This is a genomic window from Thermoanaerobacterium sp. CMT5567-10, from assembly GCF_030534315.2.
In the GTDB taxonomy this organism is placed as follows: domain Bacteria; phylum Bacillota; class Thermoanaerobacteria; order Thermoanaerobacterales; family Thermoanaerobacteraceae; genus Thermoanaerobacterium.
This window is the reverse complement of sequence record NZ_CP130558.2, coordinates 2,626,524-2,648,995: the sequence shown is the minus strand read 5'-3', so window position 1 is coordinate 2,648,995 and position 22,472 is coordinate 2,626,524. Positions and strand designations below refer to the sequence as shown.

The 22,472-nt window shown below is 33.5% G+C and carries 22 protein-coding genes and 1 riboswitch; of the genes, 2 read left to right on the top strand and 20 right to left on the bottom strand.

All coding sequences use genetic code 11. The annotated features are described in order from the left end of the window. Window positions 1-91 precede the first annotated feature (91 nt). From splB to Q2T46_RS13440, 6 genes are all read right to left on the bottom strand, one after another. Window positions 92-1,114: a spore photoproduct lyase gene (splB, locus tag Q2T46_RS13465; protein ID WP_303265069.1), complete on the bottom strand. Its 1,023-nt coding sequence runs from the start codon at window positions 1,112-1,114 to the stop codon at window positions 92-94. A gap of 105 nt (window positions 1,115-1,219) precedes the next feature. Next, complete coding sequence (thiE, locus tag Q2T46_RS13460) at window positions 1,220-1,849, bottom strand: thiamine phosphate synthase (protein ID WP_303265070.1); 630 nt, start codon at window positions 1,847-1,849, stop codon at window positions 1,220-1,222. A 2-nt stretch (window positions 1,850-1,851) separates the two neighbouring features. After that, complete coding sequence (thiM, locus tag Q2T46_RS13455; RefSeq protein ID WP_303265071.1) at window positions 1,852-2,652, bottom strand: hydroxyethylthiazole kinase; 801 nt, start codon at window positions 2,650-2,652, stop codon at window positions 1,852-1,854. Then, the gene (gene cytX, locus Q2T46_RS13450; RefSeq protein ID WP_303265072.1) at window positions 2,645-3,826 is read right to left on the bottom strand and encodes a putative hydroxymethylpyrimidine transporter CytX; all 1,182 of its coding nucleotides are present in this window, start codon (window positions 3,824-3,826) and stop codon (window positions 2,645-2,647) included. The genes thiM and cytX overlap by 8 nt, the downstream gene beginning before the upstream one ends. Then, the gene (gene thiD / locus Q2T46_RS13445) at window positions 3,816-4,625 is read right to left on the bottom strand and encodes a bifunctional hydroxymethylpyrimidine kinase/phosphomethylpyrimidine kinase (protein ID WP_303265073.1); all 810 of its coding nucleotides are present in this window, start codon (window positions 4,623-4,625) and stop codon (window positions 3,816-3,818) included. Before thiD ends, cytX begins: the two co-directional genes overlap by 11 nt. Window positions 4,626-4,691: 66 nt before the next feature. Continuing rightward, window positions 4,692-4,807, bottom strand: a riboswitch (TPP riboswitch). Between the two features lie 49 nt (window positions 4,808-4,856). Beyond that, the gene (locus tag Q2T46_RS13440) at window positions 4,857-6,590 is read right to left on the bottom strand and encodes an ABC transporter ATP-binding protein (protein WP_303265074.1); all 1,734 of its coding nucleotides are present in this window, start codon (window positions 6,588-6,590) and stop codon (window positions 4,857-4,859) included. A 312-nt stretch (window positions 6,591-6,902) separates the two neighbouring features. Here Q2T46_RS13440 and Q2T46_RS13435 point away from each other — a divergent pair, with 312 nt between their 5' ends. After that, window positions 6,903-7,802 (top strand): acetamidase/formamidase family protein, encoded by a 900-nt coding sequence (locus Q2T46_RS13435; protein ID WP_303265756.1) that lies wholly within the window; start codon window positions 6,903-6,905, stop codon window positions 7,800-7,802. Between the two features lie 4 nt (window positions 7,803-7,806). On the opposite strand, the gene Q2T46_RS13430 is transcribed toward Q2T46_RS13435, so the two are convergent. The 6 genes from Q2T46_RS13430 to Q2T46_RS13405 form a co-directional block, all read right to left on the bottom strand. Then, entirely contained in the window at window positions 7,807-8,718 is a 912-nt protein-coding gene (locus Q2T46_RS13430) for a DMT family transporter (protein WP_303265075.1), read from the bottom strand. A 77-nt stretch (window positions 8,719-8,795) separates the two neighbouring features. Then, window positions 8,796-10,247 (bottom strand): HAMP domain-containing sensor histidine kinase, encoded by a 1,452-nt coding sequence (locus Q2T46_RS13425; protein WP_094396718.1) that lies wholly within the window; start codon window positions 10,245-10,247, stop codon window positions 8,796-8,798. Then, window positions 10,244-10,939 (bottom strand): response regulator transcription factor, encoded by a 696-nt coding sequence (locus Q2T46_RS13420; RefSeq protein ID WP_094396719.1) that lies wholly within the window; start codon window positions 10,937-10,939, stop codon window positions 10,244-10,246. The genes Q2T46_RS13425 and Q2T46_RS13420 overlap by 4 nt, the downstream gene beginning before the upstream one ends. Then, window positions 10,932-11,708: a lantibiotic immunity ABC transporter MutG family permease subunit gene (locus Q2T46_RS13415; protein WP_094396720.1), complete on the bottom strand. Its 777-nt coding sequence runs from the start codon at window positions 11,706-11,708 to the stop codon at window positions 10,932-10,934. Before Q2T46_RS13415 ends, Q2T46_RS13420 begins: the two co-directional genes overlap by 8 nt. Further along, window positions 11,708-12,466, bottom strand: coding sequence for a lantibiotic immunity ABC transporter MutE/EpiE family permease subunit (locus tag Q2T46_RS13410; RefSeq protein WP_303265076.1), 759 nt, complete (start codon window positions 12,464-12,466; stop codon window positions 11,708-11,710). Before Q2T46_RS13410 ends, Q2T46_RS13415 begins: the two co-directional genes overlap by 1 nt. Beyond that, a complete protein-coding gene (locus tag Q2T46_RS13405; RefSeq protein ID WP_094045797.1) occupies window positions 12,459-13,157 on the bottom strand; it encodes a lantibiotic protection ABC transporter ATP-binding protein in 699 nt (232 codons plus the stop codon). The genes Q2T46_RS13410 and Q2T46_RS13405 overlap by 8 nt, the downstream gene beginning before the upstream one ends. A 167-nt stretch (window positions 13,158-13,324) precedes the next feature. Here Q2T46_RS13405 and Q2T46_RS13400 point away from each other — a divergent pair, with 167 nt between their 5' ends. Continuing rightward, window positions 13,325-13,486, top strand: coding sequence for a ferritin family protein (locus Q2T46_RS13400; protein ID WP_256961557.1), 162 nt, complete (start codon window positions 13,325-13,327; stop codon window positions 13,484-13,486). 47 nt (window positions 13,487-13,533) lie between these two features. On the opposite strand, the gene Q2T46_RS13395 is transcribed toward Q2T46_RS13400, so the two are convergent. The 8 genes from Q2T46_RS13395 to Q2T46_RS13360 form a co-directional block, all read right to left on the bottom strand. Further along, the gene (locus Q2T46_RS13395; protein ID WP_303265077.1) at window positions 13,534-15,330 is read right to left on the bottom strand and encodes a carbon starvation protein A; all 1,797 of its coding nucleotides are present in this window, start codon (window positions 15,328-15,330) and stop codon (window positions 13,534-13,536) included. A 139-nt stretch (window positions 15,331-15,469) separates the two neighbouring features. Then, complete coding sequence (locus tag Q2T46_RS13390) at window positions 15,470-16,237, bottom strand: LytTR family DNA-binding domain-containing protein (RefSeq protein WP_303265078.1); 768 nt, start codon at window positions 16,235-16,237, stop codon at window positions 15,470-15,472. Next, window positions 16,209-17,903: a LytS/YhcK type 5TM receptor domain-containing protein gene (locus Q2T46_RS13385; protein WP_303265079.1), complete on the bottom strand. Its 1,695-nt coding sequence runs from the start codon at window positions 17,901-17,903 to the stop codon at window positions 16,209-16,211. Before Q2T46_RS13385 ends, Q2T46_RS13390 begins: the two co-directional genes overlap by 29 nt. Before the next feature lie 37 nt (window positions 17,904-17,940). Further along, window positions 17,941-18,501 (bottom strand): Uma2 family endonuclease, encoded by a 561-nt coding sequence (locus tag Q2T46_RS13380; RefSeq protein ID WP_303265080.1) that lies wholly within the window; start codon window positions 18,499-18,501, stop codon window positions 17,941-17,943. A gap of 68 nt (window positions 18,502-18,569) precedes the next feature. After that, window positions 18,570-19,370 (bottom strand): TRM11 family methyltransferase, encoded by an 801-nt coding sequence (locus Q2T46_RS13375; RefSeq protein WP_303265081.1) that lies wholly within the window; start codon window positions 19,368-19,370, stop codon window positions 18,570-18,572. Continuing rightward, on the bottom strand, window positions 19,358-20,281 hold the full coding sequence (locus tag Q2T46_RS13370) for a type II restriction endonuclease (protein ID WP_303265082.1): 924 nt from the start codon (window positions 20,279-20,281) through the stop codon (window positions 19,358-19,360). The genes Q2T46_RS13375 and Q2T46_RS13370 overlap by 13 nt, the downstream gene beginning before the upstream one ends. A gap of 25 nt (window positions 20,282-20,306) precedes the next feature. Further along, window positions 20,307-21,269: a Dam family site-specific DNA-(adenine-N6)-methyltransferase gene (locus Q2T46_RS13365; protein ID WP_303265083.1), complete on the bottom strand. Its 963-nt coding sequence runs from the start codon at window positions 21,267-21,269 to the stop codon at window positions 20,307-20,309. 105 nt (window positions 21,270-21,374) lie between these two features. Next, on the bottom strand, window positions 21,375-22,430 hold the full coding sequence (locus tag Q2T46_RS13360; RefSeq protein WP_303265084.1) for a hypothetical protein: 1,056 nt from the start codon (window positions 22,428-22,430) through the stop codon (window positions 21,375-21,377). Window positions 22,431-22,472: the final 42 nt, after the last annotated feature.

Below are 22,472 nucleotides of genomic sequence, written 5' to 3'. Positions count from 1 at the left end.
TGCCATTTAGGCAGTAAAGGCTTCTACACTAAAAATCTTTTTCGTGTAGAAGCCTTTTAAAATCCACTATAAACTTATTTGACATTTAGACTCATATTATATATTTAATGACATTGTCAGCGAATATTGACTTTATTTCATTTGTAAAAAATTGTTTCATTTCTTTTATCTCATCATTTTTGTACATAAATTTTTTGTAGCCAAATTGGCCGAATTTACAAACCCTTTCTTCATCATTCATAGGCAACGTATTTTCAGGAAAAATCTCTGATATGGCACTTTTGGCTTTTGCTGTGTATCTGTGCGAGATAATTTCAAATGTTATTGGATATGCAGTTTTTTCAGGTATACTTTCCTTTATTTTAAATAATAGTTCTTTATAATCTTTTTGCCAATTATCGTATAAAAAAACAGGTGCTATTAAAAAACCCATAGGATAGCCTGATTCAATTATTTTTATGCTGGCTTCCAATCTTTTATCCAATGATGGAGTCCTTTTTTCATACTCGTTTATTACTTTCTCTGCATTTAAGCTGAATCTCACTTCTGTATGTCCATTATGCTCAATATTAAGCAGTGTTTCTATATCTGTAAACTTCGTGACAAATCTAAATCTTCCATTTTGGCTTTTGCCGAAAAATTCTATCGCAGATTTTAGAATGTTGGTATATGGTTCTACTGGCACGGGATCTGATGTTGCCGAACCTTCAAAAATTGTCTTTTCAGGTTTCCTTGCTTCAATATAATCGTTAGCCCACATAAATATGTCATCTATGTTTACATTAACCTTTATGTATGGCCTCTCACTTAAATTTGTATTAAGATAACAATATTGACATTTCCCTACACAGCCTGATAGAAGAGGTAGCTGATAATTAGCTGATGGCTTACACGATTGAAAATCAAGTTTTTTCTTTATGCCCACAACCAAAGTATTTTTCCCTTCTTTATAATAATCTCGCAAATTGTCTCCTGGTATATGTCCTTTTATCCTATTTCCTTTCATTTCTATAATCTCAACTTCTTTTTTGTCTTTAAAAAAATTGTATATATTGTGTCCTATTTCATAGTCTATAGCATTCTTTTCAAAAATAATACGCCTAGGAATAAACATTTTCGTACTCCTTTTTAAAGTAATTTGTTTATTTTTATTCTTAGCGCATTTCAAATAGTATATACAAAAAAGCACATCCTATCTAAAAGAATGTGCTTTTCGTACCTACTTTGATATAGCATCTTTTAAACGCCTTGTGGCAAAACCTATATCGTCTGATGCCATTATCTCTGATACAACTGATATTCCATCAACGCCTGTCCTCATTACATCCGGTGCATTGCTGTATTTTATGCCTCCAATAGCGACAACAGGTATATTCACTGCCTCTTTTATTTTTTTTAAATTCAAAAGCCCTATTGCTTCACCTATGTCTTTCTTTGTGCCTGTATAGAATACCGCACCTGCTCCTATGTAATCAGCACCGTCTTTTTCAGCTTTTACCGCCTCATCTACGCATCCAGCAGATATGCCGATTATCTTATCATCTCCCATGATCTTTCTTGCAATACTGCATGGCAGATCTTCTTGACCTAAATGGACACCATCTGCATCAACAGACAGTGCTATATCGATTCTGTCATTTATTATAAATGGAACGCGATATTTTGCTGCAATATCTTTTAATCGCAAAGCAATCTGGTAAAATTCCATTGATGAAATATCCTTTTCTCTAAGCTGCAGCATAGTCACACCGTTTTGCAATGCTTCTTCTACAGCATCGTAAAAATCTCTGCCAGCTCTCAAAAGGGTTCTGTCAGTAACCAAATAAAGAGATAAATCAAAATCTCTCATGTTTACGCCTCCAATATTTCAATATCAGCATATTTCCTTATAATGTCAGAATCTATAAGGTACAGATAATCCATGAATTTTGCCCTGAATGTTCCAGGCAAATTGCACTCTTTCTCAGCCAACTCACCAGATATATTCATAACAAGAAGAGCTGCCAATGACGATATCACTTTGTCATCGCTGCAAGCTGATGTAGCCGCCATTATTGCACCTAACGTACACCCTGCACCTGTTATTTTTGTAAATAAGTTGGTACCGTTATTTACTTTTACCACTCTCCTGCCATCGCTTATATAATCTTCTTTTCCTGTCGATACAACAACTGTATTTGTTAACTTTGCAAGTTTTACACAAGAGTCAACATTTCCGCTGTCATCAAGGGAGTCTACACCTTTCACATTTGCACTTTCACCTGATAGAGCCTTTATTTCTCCGCCGTTTCCCTTTATAATGCTTATTTCTCCTATTTTCAAAAGCATATTTACAAAGTCAACTCTACTTTTTATGGCAGCACAGCCTACAGGATCTAGGACGACTGGTTTTTTGTGGTCTTTTGCTGATATTACAGAATTGATTATTGTCTCTTTAGTCTCATTATTTATAGTGCCTATATTTACATACAAAGCATTTGAAATGGCTGTAAAATCATACGCTTCATCTGGTGACATCACCATCGCTGGAGATGCCCCGACACTAAGTAGAGCATTGGCATTGTCATTTATGACTACATAGTTTGTTATAGCATGGACAAGCGGCACTTCTTTTTTTAATCTTTTTAAAACTTTTATTGCTTCTTCAACCATAAATCTTCTCCTCTCTCTTATTTAAAGATTTAATTACTGGATATATTATCGCAGTCAAAATAATCGTTCCTATAGTTGGCGTAATAAACCACTTTGAAAGATATCCACCGAAATATGTAAGATAATTATACGTTAAAGCTCCAACGATAAATGAAATAGCTGCAGGTACATTAAGAAGTTTATCGCTTTTACTTTTCATCAAGAAGTAATCTTCAAATACCACCGTATATGCCGGGATAAATACGCTTCCTATGGCGTACAAAAAATTCTGGTAATTGTCCATTGGAAATAAGTACGCTGCAATCAAACCTACTATCGAATATATCACAAGTAGATTTTTTCTTTTTAATCGTGTTTTGACAATGGAAATCGTCGAAACAGCAGCAGAATAAACATCCATAAAAGTCGTAGTAACCGTAGATAGGAGTATTATGAGAAGCGGCACAACCCCTGTTTTTATTGATGCAAAATATGAAATTATATCCTTTCCACCTGTTTTCAAAGCCACATAAAGTCCTATAAAATACATAAAGCAGCTTGCTATGAAATATCCTGCAAATGTATAAATAAAGCTGGACTTTCCATCTTTACTGTTCATTGTGTAATCTCCAACCAATGGAAGCCATGATATAGGCATAGCAACAGCAAGCTCTACAGCACCGCTGAAGCTCATGTCTCCCGTTACTGACGCTATTTTCCCACCTTTTAAATATGCAACTACAAAAATAGTCAGGATAAACAGAAGTACAACAGCAATATTGTTTATCCAGTAAGCTTCATTGTCAAAGAATAAGGTCCACAGTAAAACAGATACACCTACTATAAAAATCCCTAAAGAAGTAGACATGCCAATAGCACCATTGAAAGCCTTTGCAGATTGTATTATCATAACAGCCGTCCAACCAATCAATTGAAGCACATTTAAAAATCCTATAAAGATCATGCCTCTGTCGCCTAAAACACCTTTCGTGGACTCTATTGCAGGCTCTTTAACCTTATAAGACATGAGCCCTCCTAAAGCAAAAAACAAAGTGCCGATTATGTGACCCAATAATATGCTTAGAATACCTTTAGTTAAGCCCAATGGTGCAAAGTATGAACCAGTATAAACCTCTGCAATCGATATTGCAGCACCTGCCCATATCAAAAATAACGTCGAGTTCTTAATCTTCATAGTCTATACCTGCCTTCTTATAAAGATCTACTAAATGTCCTACAGGTCCTACTCCTTTACCTATCTCAAGAGAATTTTTAATAGCCTCTGTTATATAGCTTTTTGCGCCTATAACGGCATCTTTCAAGCTTAATCCTCTTCCAAGATATGAAGCTATTGCAGAAGAGTATGTACATCCTGTCCCATGTGTATTTTTGGTGCCAATCCTCTCCTGTGGTAAACTTAAAAATTCATTTCCATCGAAAAACACATCAGTAGCATTTTCTACTGAATGACCGCCTTTTACGACGACGGCTTTTACACCCATATCGATGATTTTCTTGGCAGCCTCCTTCATGTCTTCAATTCCCTCAATATTCATACCAGTAAGTTCACATGCCTCTGGTATATTTGGCGTTATTATGTCTGCCATAGGCAAAAGCTTTGTCTTCAATGCGTCTATGGCGTCTTCTTTTAGAAGGTAGTATCCGCTTTTTGATATCATTACAGGATCTAATACGACGTTTTTTGGATTCCATCTTCTAAGTGATGATGCAATAGCGTCAATGATTTCTTGGCTGGATACCATACCTATTTTCACAGCATCTACTTCTGTATCTTCAAATACGCAATCAATCTGCTTTTTGATGATATCTGCATCCATCTCCCTTACATCAAAAACTCCTACAGTATTCTGTGCCGTAACTGCCGTTATGACGCACATGCCGTATACACCAAGGGCGCAAAACGTTTTTAAATCTGCTTCTATGCCAGCTCCACCAATGCTGTCAGAGCCTGCAATTGTAAGTAACTTTCTCACATCGATTCCTCCTTTTTTGTATGCCTTAAGGAAATACAAAATGAAAAAAGTGTGCCGGATAAGCACACTTAAAGTCCACTGTACTCCCTACGCCGGCATTATCCAGATCAGGTTATGGGTCATAGCAGAAATAGCTGCTAACTCTCAGCCGGGCTATCATCCCAGCTCCCCAGACAAAATATTAACTTTTATTTAATTTTAACACAAATTATCTGACTTGTACAGGATATTTCACTCTATCGTCAAATTTTCCTGCTGGTAGTTGTACAAATTATAATATACACCTTTTCTATTCATAAGCTCTTCATGTGTGCCTTCTTCTTCTATCCCATTTTCAGTAAGTACGATTATCCGCTTAGCATTTCTTATAGTTCCTAACCTGTGGGCGATTATGAGGGTAGTCCTGTTTTTCGATAGATTTTCAATAGACTTCTGGATAATCGATTCACTTTTATTATCAAGTGACGATGTTGCCTCATCAAGTATAAGTATCGGAGGATTTTTCAAAAACATCCTCGCAATAGATATCCTCTGCTTTTGCCCACCAGAAAGCTTTACACCTCTTTCACCAATATACGTATCATAGCCATCTTTAAGCTCCATTATGAAGTCGTGAGCATTTGCTGCTTTTGCCGCATTGATTATGTCTTCATCACTGGCATTTAAGTTTCCATATGCAATATTTTCTTTTATTGTGCCCGAAAACAAAAATACATCCTGCTGGACAATACCTATATTTTCTCTCAATGATGATAGCTTCACATCCCTTATATCTATACCGTCAATTTTTATAGAACCAGCATCTATCTCGTAAAATCTCGGTATAAGGCTCAGAAGTGTGGTCTTACCTGCACCTGACGGTCCTACTATCGCAACCGTCTCCCCATGTTTTATCTTAAGGTTTATTCCAGATAAGACTTCTTTTTTGTTGTCGTAGCTAAATGTGACATTGTCAAACTCAATATCGCCTTTCACATTTTTTAACTCTATCGCACCTTTTTTATCAGCTATCTCCGGCTCCGTATCCATAAGCTCTACAAAGCGCCTAAATCCTGCCATTCCTTGCTGGTACTGCTCTATAAACCGCAAAAGGACAGTCAAAGGCTGTAAAAACTGACTAATGTATATTATATATGCCACCAAGTCGCCTGTATTTATAAGCCCTTTTGATATGAAGTATCCACCTGCGGCAAGAGTTATCACAACTGATATATTAGAAAGAAAATTTACACTAGAATCGAATATTCCAATATGCTTTACTGCTTTTGACCTGGCGCTTTTGTACATGGAGCTTTTATTATCAAACTTTAATTTTTCAAATTTTTCCCTTACAAATGATTTGACAACCCTTATTCCTGTGATGCTTTCTTCCAATGTAGCATTCATCTGTGCCTGCGTCTCACGGACATTCTTCCATATAACTTCAAACTTATTGTTGTAAATATACATGTATATAAACATAAAAGGTATTATAGTAAATACAACCAGTGTCAGCCTTACATCAATTGTTAGCAAAAGTATGAATGTGCCTATTATCCTTATAATGGACAAAAAAAGATCCTCTGGACCATGATGTGCTACTTCTGCTATTTCATTTAAGTCATTGACAACCCTTGACATTATATAGCCTGTCTTTGTATTGTCATAGTAGTTCATAGACAGTTTCTGAAGATGTGCAAAAGCATCTTTTCTCATATCGTACTCTATGCTTACTCCCAACACGTGCCCGTAGTATCCAACTATGTATTCAAGTATCATCCTTCCAAAGTACATAATAGCCAATAGTATTGCAAACCTGTATATAAGGCTAAAATCTTTATTTGGTATGACATTATTTATCACATTTCTAGTAACCATAGGAAAAACCAAATCTGAAGCAGATATAAAAAATGCACATGCCATGTCAAGAATAAAAAGCCATATATGCGGCTTGTAATACGACGCAAATCTCTTTATTAGTTTCAAGGAATCCCCCCCAATTGAAAAACCACAGGCAAAAACCTGTGAAAGTTTACATAATACCACTATAAATAAATTTTACTATAATAGATAGTTTATAATATCGATTAATAATTGTCAACTTTATCAAAAGTCAAACAGTTCACGTCTAACAATGAAAAATAGTATTAAAAACATTTGAAGACGAATAAAAATTTATAAGCATTGGAATTTTCACATTCTTTTATTAAAATATTTTAACTTCTAAAATACATTTGCCTTGAATAATCAATTCTCAGGTAATATAATGGTTTTGATTTAACTTAAAAGGAGGTCATTATAATGTATAAACTATCTAAAGAAAACCACATCTTCAGCTTTGCAAAAAACAATAAACCTAATATTTTTGTAAATGACGGCGATGATGTGGAAATCGAAACTCTAGATTGCTTTTCTGAACAGATCAAAACAAATTATGACAAATTGGAAACAATGGATTGGGACAAAGTAAACCCTGCAACAGGTCCAATCTATGTGAATGGCGCAAAAGAAAATGACGCACTTGAAGTGACAATTAAAAAGATCGACATAAAAGATAAAGGTGTCGTTGCAACCGGAAAGGATTTAGGAGTTTTAGGCGACATGATGGATGATTTATATTCAAAAGTAGTTGAAATAAATGATGGCAAAGTCATTTTCAATGAAAAGCTCTCATTTCCTGTAAAACCAATGATAGGCGTAATAGGCGTCGCTCCAAAGGAAGGCGAGATAAACTGCGGCACACCGGGTTCACACGGCGGAAACATGGATACAACTCTTATCGGTGAAGGTTCCAAGCTTTATTTACCTGTATTTGTAGATGGTGCCCTTTTCGCATTAGGAGACTTACATGCTGTAATGGGTGATGGAGAGATAGGCGTATCAGGCGTAGAAGTAAGCGGTGCAGTCACTGTAGGACTAAAAGTTTTAAAGAACTTAAAACTTAACAATCCAATCGTCAAGACAAATGAAGTAACGGCTACAATCGCATCAAATGAATCAATAGAAAAAGCCATAGAAACAGCAGTAAAGGATATGGCAGAACTTTTCCAAAATTATACTGACCTATCGATAGAAGAAATATCGACCCTTTTTAGCATCACTGGCAATGTCCAAATATCGCAAGTTGTTGACCCGCTTAAAACAGCTCGTTTCTCAATGCCAAACTGGATTTTGGAGTTATATGGAATAATATTTTAATTTTTTACATCTCTTCATCTGCATCTTTACTGCTAAATAAAGCTATATTGTCTCTCTGTACAATCAATATACCTATAAGTATTACGATTGTCCCGATTACAAGCTGGATAGTAATTTTTTCTGATAAAAATATTGCTGCAATTATGCTGGCTAGTATCGGCTTTGCAAAGAAAACCATAGATCCTACACCAGTATTTACACTTGAAAGCCCTAAGAAGTAAGTATAGTACGCAATGCCTGTCACAAATACAGTCAAGTACAGCATCTGTGGGATAGCCTTAGCAGGCAAATTAAATACAGGATACTTGTTATAAAGAAGGATTGGCAGCAGCATTAGACTACCTATTATAAATGAAAATGAGTTCATAACGACACTATCATATTTTACGGTAAACTTCTTTCCTATAACAGTATAGATTCCATACGTAATTGATGATAAAACCAACAGTATAATACCTACTAGATGATTACCTCCTACATTTAGCTGTTTATAAAAAACTATAACTAAACCTATTATTCCCAGTATAAGACCGTAAATTTTTGTAGAATTTAATTTTTCACCCAATACGAATGATGCCACAATCATTACAAAAAGCGGATTTGAACTAAATATGACAGCAGATAAGCTGGCAGAAGTCATATTAATTCCCAGCTGCAAAAAAGACATGCTAAAGACAACATTTGTAAGACCTATTAATACTAACAGCAGAAAATCCTGCCATGTCATACGAATATTCTTACTTTTAATATTTTTCAAAGCAATAGGTAGTAAGATAAGTCCTCCTATGAAAAACCTTACGAAATTAAGCTGATAAGGGTTAACAAGATTAGTGAGCGTCCTACCGACAACCTCATATGTGCTAAAAAAGAACACTGTTAAAAAAAGATAGAAATACCCCTTATTCAATTTCAACACCTTCTTATGTAAATTTTACTGTAAATTTTACAATACACTTTTATTATATACCCTGTGTCAAGATTGTCGTAAGGATTTTACACACTCTTCTCATACTTTAAATCAAACTTAATACAAGCACCCCCGCCCTCTCTATTATAAGCTTCTATTTCCCCGCCATGAATCTCTACCAACTTCTTTGCAATGTAAAGTCCCAGACCAACATGTCCATCTTCTGATGACCTAGATACATCTCCCCTGTAAAACCTTTCAAAGACATGTGTTAAGTCTTTCTGATTGAATCCACTTCCTGAATCACAAACTGTTATATAAATTTTATCTTCATCGATATTACATCTTATCTTTATCATTCCTAATTCAGGCGTATATCTTATACTGTTAATGACGATGTTATCCATTACCCTCTCAAACTTTTGAACATCAATATATACCATTGCTTTATCATGCCTTTTGTCTAAAATATCCAAATCGAAATTTAAACTTTTGTCTTTTGAAATTTGTTTATATTCATCTATTTTACGTGTTAAAAAATCTTTTATATTTATTTGACTAAAATTCAGATTGACTGGTGAATCATCTAATTCAGACATAAAAAGCATCATCTTCACAATCTTTATACATTTATCAGTATTCTCAAGAATCACATCTAAATACTTTTTAAATTTTAACTTGTCGTCTATACAATCATCAAGCAATGATTCAGCATATCCTTTGATTATTGAAATAGGTGTCTTCAAATCATGGGCGAGGGATTCTACCATTTCGTGCCTTTCCTGTTCGATTTTCCACTGAGCAGTAAGAGAATTTTTTAATTCATCTTTCATATCATTAAATGCTACGCAGAGACTACCAAGTTCATTATCCGCTTTATAATCAATGTCAAAATTGAGATCTCTTTCTTTTATTTTTCTTGATGCCTCAATAATCAAATTTAAAGGCTTTCTTATATTTTTAGTAAATTCTAGAGAAAAAAGTATTGTAAATAAAGCAATATAAATAAACGGCGAAATTACTATTATTATAAATAATGGCTCGTATAAATATTTGTCTACCTTATTAATAAAATAAGGCGTTAATGTATAAGACAGTGAAACAGCACCTTCTATCATACCTTGCTTATTTATTATCGGTATGATTTTATAATAGCTACCTTTTAAACCAGATGTCGTATTTATAATTTTATACAGCTCATCTCTATTCCTAATCAGCTTCTGACTGTCAGTGCCATATATCTTGTCGCCATTTTGATTCATCACCTGATACTTAATACCTTCTTTTGGTATGATTTTGTCAATTTTACTTTTATTGTAAATATTTAATATATCCGGCCCATACCCTCGAATCTTGCTTTCGATTGAAGGAATCATCTTCTCATAGTAATTCGCCGGATAAACCTTTTTATACTGAATATTTATAAATGCCAGATATCCTATATAATACGTCACTATAGTTGCCAGTATGCTTAATATCAATATAGAAACAAAATATATAATAAACTGTGTCTTTAGCGGTTTATTTTTAAATATCATAAAACCTTCTCCCATTTATAACCTATTCCCCACACTGTCTTAATATATTCTGTATCAGGATCAAGATTCTCAATTTTTGCTCTTATATTTTTAATATGCTCTGTAACTGTAGTAGTGTCACCTTCTGCATCAAAACCCCATACTTTTTCATATATCTGTTCTTTTGAAAATACTTGACCGGGATGAAGCGACAAAAGCTCTAAAACATCAAATTCTTTTTTTGTAAGCCCAATAGGATTCCCATTCACCATCACTTCCCGCGACTTTAAATCTATTGTAATGTGTTTAAAATTTAATAAAGCCCTTTTTCCTTCTTCATTTAATAAAATTGCTCGCTTTTCCCTTCGCAAATGTGCATCTATCCTTGCTAACAATTCCTTTAAGCTAAATGGTTTTACAACATAATCATCACCACCTAAGGCAAATCCCTTTATCCTGTCCATTTCGCTTTGTTTTGCACTTAAAAATACGATGGGACAAATTACAGTATCCCTTATCTTACGGCAAACTTCATACCCATCAATATCAGGCATCATTATATCAAGCACTATAAGATCCGGCATTTCTTTAGCTTTTTCAATTCCTTCCTTGCCATTATAAGCAGTCAGAACAGTGTTGCCCTTTCTTTCAAGCGAATCTTTTAACAAATCAACTATCTCTTTCTCATCATCAATAATTAATATTTTACTCATACATCTTCCTGCCCTCCCATCTCTTAAACCATATTATACCACCAACAATCATAAATATAAAAAACAATGAAGCGAAGATGAACCCACTGGCGATTTGATTAATCAATTCTCCCGACGATATTATTTTAGGCGGATATGTCATGCTTGATGTAAAAAGAAGATATGCACCGGGAAGCATTGATAGCCTTACAGGCCATGCCCATGGGATATAAGTCCATACACTGTCCCCTAAATTCGTAGACATAAGCGCAGCAACTAACATGCCAAAGCCCCCAAATCCAATTGATGCTCCCAATCCCCATGCAAAACTAATCCACATATACATAGACAATAATGATAATGCGCCGATTGATCCTAAAATAAAAGACGCTATATAGATGACCCACGGAAAATTCCCACATAATATTAAGTCAAACCCAATTCCAAAAATAAATATTGAAATTATCATACTTATCTGCATTGATAATGCTATAATTATGAATTTGCCAATGTATAAACTGCTCCTTTCAAAATTATTGCCAAACAAGTTTATGAAACCACCAGCATTCTCCTCCTGATTTGCAGCCAAACCAAATAATAAGCCAGCCGTAATCGGAACAACCACTGCCGTCCAGATTTCAAAAAAGGCTTGATGTATATAAAAATCAGATAAAGATCTTACTGATGAGTACCATAGAAGTGCAGATGAAAACAATACTGGAAGCAAAAATGTAATATATCTTAAAGGCGTACGCTTCGTCTTTATTATTTCAGAATACAATATCTTCATCAATTTAAATCTCTCCTTTGAAACCAAATCATAGTAAGAATTGAGAATATCAAAAACGCTAAAACTGATACAATAACGCCTATCGGGATTACCGATGGATCTTTTAAAGAGTCATTAATCTGTAATAATGTACCGTTAGGATGAACACCTATTATTGGGCACATAAGCCTTGTTGGCCAGCTCCATGGTATATAGATCCAATATGATTTTGCAGCTCCAATCACACCGATAATAAGTCCTACAAACCCTAATGCAATGCTATAAAATGTTCCTTTCAAAGTTGCCAGCCATAATTCCAAAGGTATCAAGGCAAGCGATGTAACCCATGTAAAAAATCCTCCTGCAAATATTTTACCCCAAGGAATATCTCCACCTGCCGTTATTGATCCTGTTATAATAATAGCAATAATCAAAACCAATGTTGACAAAAATGTATAGAAGGCCATTATCAATATTTTACCTATCCATATTTTGTGTAGAGGAACATTTCGGCTTTTTATACTTCGATATCCGCCAGATTTTTTCTCATGCAAAGCTACCAGTGATGCATAAAGTGCCAAGCCAATCGGTATAAAAATTACCGGCCACCAATTGTACACCAAATCAATAAGAAGCTGCCATGGCATGAGATAATTTGCAGGCATAAATATCTTCTGCGGCAGTGCATACAGCACAAAAAACAGCGGCGCAAATATAATAAGTTTTCTCATAAAAGTCCTTCTGTACTTTAAATTTTCTGATTTCAAAATATTAATCATTTTTTTCACCTCTCACTACATTAAAAAATAACTGTTCAATGTCTTGCTTTTCATCTATTGTTCCTTGGTATTTAAGTTTGCCATTACTTATAATACCTATTGTATCAACAAGCTTTGAAACTTCTGTTAAAATATGGCTTGATAATATTACTGTAATCCCCATTTTCTGAAAAGACTTTATTAATTCTCGAAGATTCTGTATACCTATAGGATCTAAACCATTTGATGGCTCATCAAGTATTAACAAATCAGGATTTCCTAATAAAGCAATGGCAATACCTAATCTCTGTCTCATGCCTGTAGAAAATTGCGATACTAGTTTTTTACCTGTATCATTTAAATCTACAATTTCTAGAACTTCTTTAATCCTCTCATCAGCAATTCCAATTAATCTTGCGTGAACCAAAAGATTCTCATGTGCCGTCAAATTCCCATATAGTGCAGGTGACTCAATAAGTGCACCAATTCTATCAAGATGTTCTCTTCGCCACCTCTCTCCAAATACAAATATTTCACCTGATGTTGGATGCAGTAGACCAGTTACCATCTTTAATGTAGTAGATTTACCGGCCCCATTAGGTCCAAGAAGCCCATATATAGATCCTCTAGGAACTTTTAATGAAATGTCATCTACAACTAAGTGTTTCCCATAAGACTTTTTTAAATTTCTCGTTTCAAGTATATATTCCATAATATACCACCTTTCTTCCATCTTTTTGTTTGATGTTTGTATTATAAAATCAAATTATAAAGAATTTATAAAGAAATATTTCCCATTTTCCTATTTAATTAATTAGCAAATAATGTTATAATATTATTAAAAGAAAATTATTGTTTATTGATAATGGAGATGATTATATGAATCTATTGGAATATGCTATAAATATGGAACTTGATGGTGTACAGTACTATAATAAACAAGCCGAATTGAATAAAGACAATGAACTTTACAATGTATTTAAAGAGATGGCAAAAGATGAAATGGCAGCCGAATTTGGTGTAAGAAAAGAAGAATATTAAAATATTAATACATAAGGACAGGCCTTTACCTGTCCTTTTTATTGCTTTTAATTAGATGTTTCAAAATTTGCAGCTACATTTTGCGAATGCATTTCTCTATATATCTTAATCCATTTTGTGACACAGTCAACGCTAATTGAAACAGCCAGTATCAAAATGATTATTGAGAAAATTATAAGCACTGTGTTACCTGATGGCAGATAATTAGTAACAATATTCAAGTATGCAGCAGTAACTGTGGTAACAATCATAAACGCGAAAGGCACTGCCGTTATAGCTATATACTTTGCTTTTCCTCGTTTTAAAAGCATGGTAGTTCCAATTGCTAGCGTTATTGATGCCAAAAGCTGGTTTGATGTACCGAATAATGGCCATATAGTTGATATACTGCCATTGTACACTAAATATGCCCACGCTGCCGTAAACACAATACTTGCAAGAATTATACCTGGCCACCAATCTTTATCTTTTAATGGCTTGTAGATATATCCGCCAGCTTCCTGCAATACATACCTTCCAATCCTTGTACCTGCATCAACAGTTGTTAATATAAACAGCGCTTCAAACAGTATAGAAAAATGATACAAATAAGACATCAATGATTTAAATCCTGGAATAGATGAAAATATATACGACATTCCGACACCTAAAGTAACTGCTCCACCTGTCCTGCCAGCTAAATTTTCTCCTACTGCTTTTGAAAGTACAGGAAGATCCACCACTTTCATGCCAAGGTGTGCAAAAATTTGAGGTGGAACATTAATCGCAAAGTAATCACCAGGATGCAAACTTGTAGCAGCAATCAATGCCATTATAGATACAAAACCTTCTACTAACATTGCACCGTAACCAATAGGTAAAATATCCTTTTCATTTTTGATCATTTTTGGTGTCGTACCAGTCGAAATCAATGAATGGAATCCAGACAGTGCTCCACAAGCTATAGTTATAAATACAAACGGCCAAACTTTACCTGGAATAATAGGACCACCGCCATGTATAAACTTTGTCATAGCCGGCATTTTTATTATAGGATTTACAAATATTACACCGATTGCCAATAAAGATATAACGCCTATTTTCATATAAGTGCTTAAATAATCCCTCGGTGTTAAAAGCAGCCAAACCGGAAGGACAGCAGCAATTAGCCCATAAAGAGCCAATAACACTGTCATTTGATGTTGATTAAAAGTTAAATAAGGTGCTAAGACAGAATGTTGAACCATTGGTCCTACAATGACTGAAACTATCATTAAGACAACACCTATAATAGTTGTTTCTGCAACTTTATTTGGCCTTATCCATTTCATATAGACAGCCATAAAAAGAGCAATTGGTATTGTAGCTCCTACAGTAAATGTCCCCCATGGACTATTAAAGAGTGAGTTTACGACAACGATTGCAAGACCTGCAACAGTAATGAGCAAAATAAATATTACAGCAATAGTCGCTGCAAAACCGGAAAATTTGCCCACTTCTTTTCTAGCAATTTCTGCCAGTGACATCCCTTCGTGTCTTACAGATGCAAACAAAATTACTATGTCGTGTACTGCACCTGCCAATGTCGCACCTATCAAAATCCACAATGCACCAGGCAAATAGCCAAACTGTGCAGCAAGCACTGGACCAACTAAAGGACCCGCTCCTGCAATCGCCGCAAAATGATGCCCAAATAGTACCCACTTATTCGTCGGTACATAGTCATAGCCGTTTTCCAATGCATATGCTGGCGTCTTTCTCGTCTCATCCAATGACAAAACCTTTGACGCAATAAAAACACCATAAAGACGATAAGCTATGGCAAATATACATGCTGCAGCAATTACTAAAATAATTGCGCTCATTTTGTAAAACCCCCTTATATTTTTTAACTTCTATAAGGAGTATATAGCATAACCGTGATAAATTCATTAAATATCCCATAAGAGTTAGAAATACGGGACTAAAAAGAAATATACTGTATTAAAAAGAAATGTTTACATCCTAATTTTTCTCAAGTCCAAATATCTTTTTTAGCTCTCTAATCTTGTTTTTGCTGACTGATATCTTTGTCTTTTTATCGTCGTCCATTACAAGCCAGTATGTGCCTTTAAACCAAGGCAGTATCTCTAAAATATTGTTTAAGTTTACAATAAAGCTCTTTTGAACTCTTAAAAATGAGGCATCATTTAGTCTATTCTCCAGGTTTTTCATCGTATCATTGTAGTCAAAAATATCATTTTTAGTTTTTACAAGAACTTTTCCGTCCATCGCTTCCGCATATACAATCTCATTAAAATCTATAAGCTTAATCCTGCCAAACTTCTCCACTGGCAACTTGTGAAATTGTTTCTCAAAAAATTTTGCCTCATTATTTAGATAGACTTGCAACGTATCTGGCTTATCATACATATTTACAATTTTATTTATAGCTTTATTCAATCTACATGGATTTATAGGTTTAAGCAGATAATCTATAGCACCTATCTCAAAAGCATCTATTGCATAACTATCATATGCAGTAACAAATATAACTAAAGGCACTTTATCCAATGCAGTTATATTATTTGCAACGTTGATGCCATTTAATTTTGGAATATCAATATCTAGAAAAACTACATCTGGCTTTAAATTAAGGATTTTTTCAAAGGCCTCCGTGCCATTTGTGGCTGTTCCTATAACCTCAATAGTATTTTTATAATCCTCTAAAAGGTACTTTAAACCCTCTATAGCTGGGATCTCATCATCTACTATTAAAGACCTCAACATCACTAGAAATTTCCTCCTTATTTTCTTCATAGTATTTAGGGAAATCAAATACCACTTTTGTACCGTGTCCTTTTTTGCTTTCTATCTTGAAGAAAGCACCTCTGTGTATACTTTGAATCCTTTCATACACATTATGAAGTCCAATACCCATATTAGTGCCATAATCTTCTTTTACTATCTTCTTAAGCATTTCATTCTCGATTCCTTCGCCGTCATCTTCCACAGAGAATCTAATAAAGTCATTGTTATCTTTGATCTTTATTACAACCGTACCGCCATTATCCTTTGGCAAGATGCCGTGTTTTACAGCATTTTCCACAATAGGTTGAATCAATAAAGCCGGTATATACATATTTAGCAAATCGTCATCAATATCCTTAACCACATTGATTTTATCTCCAAAGCGTGCTTTCTCAATGAACAAATAGGCATCTATATTATCAAGTTCCTTACAAATCATTATCCACTTTCCTGCGTACCTAAGGTTATTTCTTAGATATTCGCTTAAAGTAATAAGCAGTTTGCTGGCACCATCAGGATTGTATTGTATAAAGGAAATCACCGTATTTAATGCATTAAACAAAAAGTGAGGATTTATCTGTGCTTGCAGCGCATTAAACTTCATTTCATTAGCAATCCTTTTTTGATTTTCCGCATCTGCAATCTCAAGCTGATTTGATATTAAATTGCTTAATCCTTTTGCTACTTCTATATCTGTGCTGTTTACAAATTTATTTTTGCGAAATAACTTAAGTGTGCCGACTAGCTCATCATAGCAGTATAGCGGTGCAGTAACTGATGATAATAGACCTAAACCTCTTTTATTGTTGTCCACATAAACCTTTTTAAATCTAAATGCATTGATCTCTGCCTTTTTTAAAAACTGACATTTGTCCTGTACATCATCTAAACCTATATATGCTAATACAGTCTTCAAGTCAGTAATTGCGACTGCATCGACATTTATTGATTCATAGATAATCTCAGATACGACCTTCGCTGTATCCTTATTTAAACCGCTTCTTATATATGGAATTGTTTTGGAAGTAATATCAAGCATAATCTTCGCTTGTCTGGACTCGATTATATCAATTTCATCAAATACAGATTTAATAATCAACATAAATACAGCAATTCCTGACGAATTGACAAGTATCATCGGAAGTCCGATTACCTTCACAAGCGATAGAGCGCTAGAAAAAGGCCTCGAAATTGTAAGAATTAAAATCATCTGCAGCGTTTCACCAATTATTCCTGCCAAAAACGCGATTTTCCAATCTACCGTGTTTTTATAATATTTTTTGATAATGCCGCCAATCAATCCCTCTATTGTGGTAGAGATCCCGCATGACAGTGCAGTAAAACCGCCTATTAAAAACCTGTGAAGTCCTGCTATAAACCCCACTAAAAATCCAATAAAAGGTCCACCTAATAAACCCGCTATCATTGGCCCTACAACTCTTGAATTCGCTATAGCACCATTAATCGGTATACCTACATAAGTGCCGATAATGCCGATTAAGCTAAATATGATGATAAGTATTGACAGGTCCTTATAGCTTACATTATTGCTTATTACCTTTTTGAAGAAATTCGCTCTCGACAAGACAAAAGCCAAAAGTCCTATCATGCTGAACCTTTCGGCTAATATCGTAAGCAGGTTTAACATAACTTTTCATCTCCAAATAAATCAATTGCAGCATTTTTTACATCAATATATTTTTAAAATCTATCTTTAAATCTTCAAATATGCCAACTTTTACAGTATCATCAAAGCTGTACTGAACTACATCATCATATTCTTCATCTTTGGTCATCCTAAAAACTATAATGCTTTTTTTATATGGATTCACGATCCAATACTCTTTTACACCTGAATTTTGATATAAGTTTACTTTTGTAACATAATCTCTTGACAAAGAAGACGGTGAGGCTATCTCTATTATCATATCTGGAGCACCATCACACCCTTTGTCATTAAGTTTTTTCTCATCACATATAATAGATATATCAGGTTGTACTCTGCTTATTTTATTGTTTTTATCTTTTAATCGCACATCAAATGGTGCAGAATAAACTTTGCATCTTCCGCTCTTTAAAGCAATATAATTATATATTAAAACTGACAATTGCATTGAAACTTCTTGATGTACCCTTGACGGCGGAGCCATCACATATATCTGTCCATCAATCAATTCAATTCTTTCATCTTCTGGCCAGTTTTCATAATCCACTTCCGTATAATTATTTTTTATTATCTTACTCATATCTACATCACCCTGTTTAATTATAGCATAATCATAAATAGACATAACACAAATTTATATTGCTATTACTACCATGTATTTGCTTGCCACATGCTATATTTTACTCTACTTAAGTCTTCGCCATCTTCAGGCTTTCTAAATACAAATAAATGCTCATGCATTATTAAATAAAAATTATATTTTTCCACCTGACTTTCCCAATATGGTGTTGATTTGCAATTATGTTGTACTTTTATAATATCTTCCTTCAATATAAAGCCATTTTTAAGAAAAAGTTGCATTACATAAAAAGCCAATGGAACATAATGTCCGCTTTTTCTAGTATCACCTATTAATATTGCACAATACCTATTATTCTTTAAAACCCTGAAAAGCTCTGAAACACCTTTTTCCAACTCATTTAAAAACTTCTTTACTCCTGAAATATTTGATAAATCGCCCTCTATATTACCATTTGAATATTTTATAATATTTAGATATGGAGGATGCGTTAAAATTAAATCAATACTGTTGTCATCGATTTCTTTAAGGTTTCTAATATCTCCTACTTTTACAACAGGTTCAAACTTATATTTATTACCTTTAATATCACCAAAATTAAGATTTTGTTTTGTTATTTTCACCGCATCAGGATTAATATCAAAGCCAATACTCTTTCTATTTAGTAGTTTTGCCTCTACCAAAGTAGTACCACTTCCAACCATGGGATCTAATACAATATCATTTTCTTTTGAATAACGCAATATAATATTTCTTGGAACTTGCGGTGCAAAATTCCCTCTGTACTTCCCATTATGTGTTGCCCAATCTCCTCTTTCTGGAAATGACCAAACAGTTGTTATTTCTTTTTTGAAATTTATATTCTCCATAAAATTTCCTCCAATAGCCCTTTCCGTACAAAATATAGATTTAATAGATAATTAACTCTTTCAAAACCTTTATGCAATTGATTTTTTTGACCTTTCCAGCCAATCCCATCGGTAATCCAGATGAATTCAAAGCCATTTTCTTTTAATTCATTTTGCCTTTCTATATATGAATCAACTATCTCTTGTGGTTTTGAACCTGTCCCTGAATAAAAATTGACTTCTATATTTATAACTTTATTGCCATTTTTTATTATGATAAAATCAGCTTTTCTGTTCTTAATTGAAGAATTTACACGTATGTTATAATTATCATCTAGATACTGAAACTTTTTTTGAAACAATATATCAAAAGAATTTTTTCCCTTAGATGCTATTTTTTCAATCATCGGCTTTAACATCAATTCCATGGCATCTCCACTTCTATTCTTACGTGCATTGGTATCCATGCCAACTTCGACACCTAACACGTAATCTTGTACACTTTTTGAAGATAATTCAAGAAAAAATCTCTTTAAACCAGTTTTTTCAAAAAATTCAACCATATCATCAATATCTGTGTTTGTCAAAGTCTTTTTATTAAAATCATAATGAACTATGCTAAAATTCTCATCATTAAAATCATCAATAACTGTCAACTTTTGTTCTCGTATTGCTAGTAAAATTGGGATAGTAGGAAGAACTTGAGGATAACTTGACAAAATTTTTCTTAAATCGTCATCAAATTGTTTATTCCCAATCAATGTGTTTAAAATATTAAACTCAATCTTATACTTATTAACGTGTTTTTTTACTTTGTCCCAATTCACAAAAAATTTGTAGCTCCTATTTGTATCAACTAATGTATTGTGAAATTCTTCTATGACATCTTCTAAATTTTTCATTCCTAAAAAATCAAAATAGATTGAGTCCACACTAAGCCCCCCTCATTTAATTAGCTCATCTATAATTTCTAATTATAAGCTCGTTAATTGCACCACGCCCGTCAGCCTTGCTATTTATATATCTTTTTGCACTGACTCTCTCGATAATAAATTCTTCATACAATTTATCAAAAAAATCATCATCTTTATCAATGTTTTTAGGATCTGAATTGCTTAATATTAAATAAGCTCCTTTTTTGTCCATCTCTTTAAAATACTCAGACAATCTAACTTGATCGCGATCATCAAATCCCGATTCATTGTATGATGTGAAATTTGAAGTCGAACTTAGTGGGCGATATGGTGGATCAAGGTATACAAGACTGCCTTTTTTTATAAACTTTTTTGATTCTTCAAAATCTGCACATATAATTTCTGTATTTATTAATGCTTTACTAACCTCATATAAATTTTCTTTATCACAAATTTTAGGCTTATTATATTTGCCAAAAGGCACATTAAAATTCCCATTTCTATTTAGTCTAAATAAACCATTAAAGCAAGTTTTATTTAAAAAAATCAAGTAAGAAGCCCTTTTTATCCAATCAGAATTATACATAAAATAATTAAATGTATCTTTTTGAGTGTTATACTCTTCTCTAACATTGTAATAAAATTCTTTTCTTTCTTCATCTGATAATTGTAAGTATTTGCGCTCAATATTTTCCAATTCAAATATTAAATCTTCTACATTATTTTGTACAGCTTTATATCCTACAATTAACTCTTTATTCGAATCTACCAAAAAAGATTCTTTTACGTTATAATTATTTTTCAAAAAAAAGAAAAAGGCTCCTCCACCTACAAAAGGTTCAATATAACTTTCTATCTCATGTTTCTGTATTATTTGTAATGGTAATCTACTATTTAATTCATTTAAAAGTTGAGTTTTGCCTCCAGCCCATTTTAAAAAAGGTTTTGCACTAATTTTCAAATATTTTTTATCTTCAAAACCATTTATCAAAAGTTGTTCATTCATTGTAAAATCCCATCCAATCGTTACTTTCCCATGCTTTTTATATTATATCATAAATCATTTAGTCTGAACAAACATTTGGTTTTTATCATCCAACCAAAAAATCTCCTACGTAAAAGACGGAAATACATGGTCATCGCTGGCTCTACCAGTCAAAAGATATCTCTCAAGCTCGTCTATGTTGTATTTTCTCTGAGGATATGAGTTGAAATAGTTCCTTGGTACTTCGTAATTGTGTTTCGGCTGTTGTGCGCTTTCTATTTGTGAAAATAGTTCTTTTTCTTTAACATAATTTTCTGCAACTTTATTTAGAAACTTTGCAGGGTACTTTATTTCTTTCCCTTTCATCCTTGATAAGCAGACCTTCATATCGTCGTCATTCAATTTGTACTTGCTTTTTATAGCATCAATTAGGGCGCTCGATATTGTGCTTTCGTTTTTTGATTTAGTAAAATTTGATACTTCACTTTTTGATTGACCTATTTTATTGTATTTTTCCACCCCTTCTTTGAGTTTCACATACGATGGTACACTTTCTAACGTATTATTAAAGTCTCTATGATAGATAGAATGATTATCTAAATCAGATCTATCTCTAGAATCATTGATAGATTGATCTATCACATTATTATTATCTTTCAATCTATCTGATTGATATGATTCATATATATTATTATACATAGTATATATGTCGTCATTTTTTGAAACTGGTGAATTTTCAATGGTTTCAGATTTTGACGAACCATTATTTAATAACGTGGTTTCATTTTTTGTAGTTGCATCAAGGTTAAGTAATTCAAACCATTTTTCATAGCTTATAAGTTCACCAGTTTCCTTATCAAAAGCATACGTTATGTTTCTGACATCTTTATTATTTGAAAGCATGTAATACTTTTTTATTCTGCCCATGTCTACATTGTCAATAAAGCATATCAGAAGCTTTTTGTCGATCAACTTCTTTATTGATTCAGAAATCGCGCCGGCTGACAGTCCTGTTCCAGTGTCCAATCTTTTCTTGGCATCATCTAGTTTGCCATTTTTAAATTCGTCCGTTGTAATGTGCACCGGATTTTTATTAGCATGCTTTAATAGAAACAATAGAAGTTTTACTTCACTCCCTGAAAGACTGTCTAAATTATCGTATATGAAATTAATTCCTATCATCTTTATCCTCTCCCTATATTTTATTTTTGGTTTCACTTATAA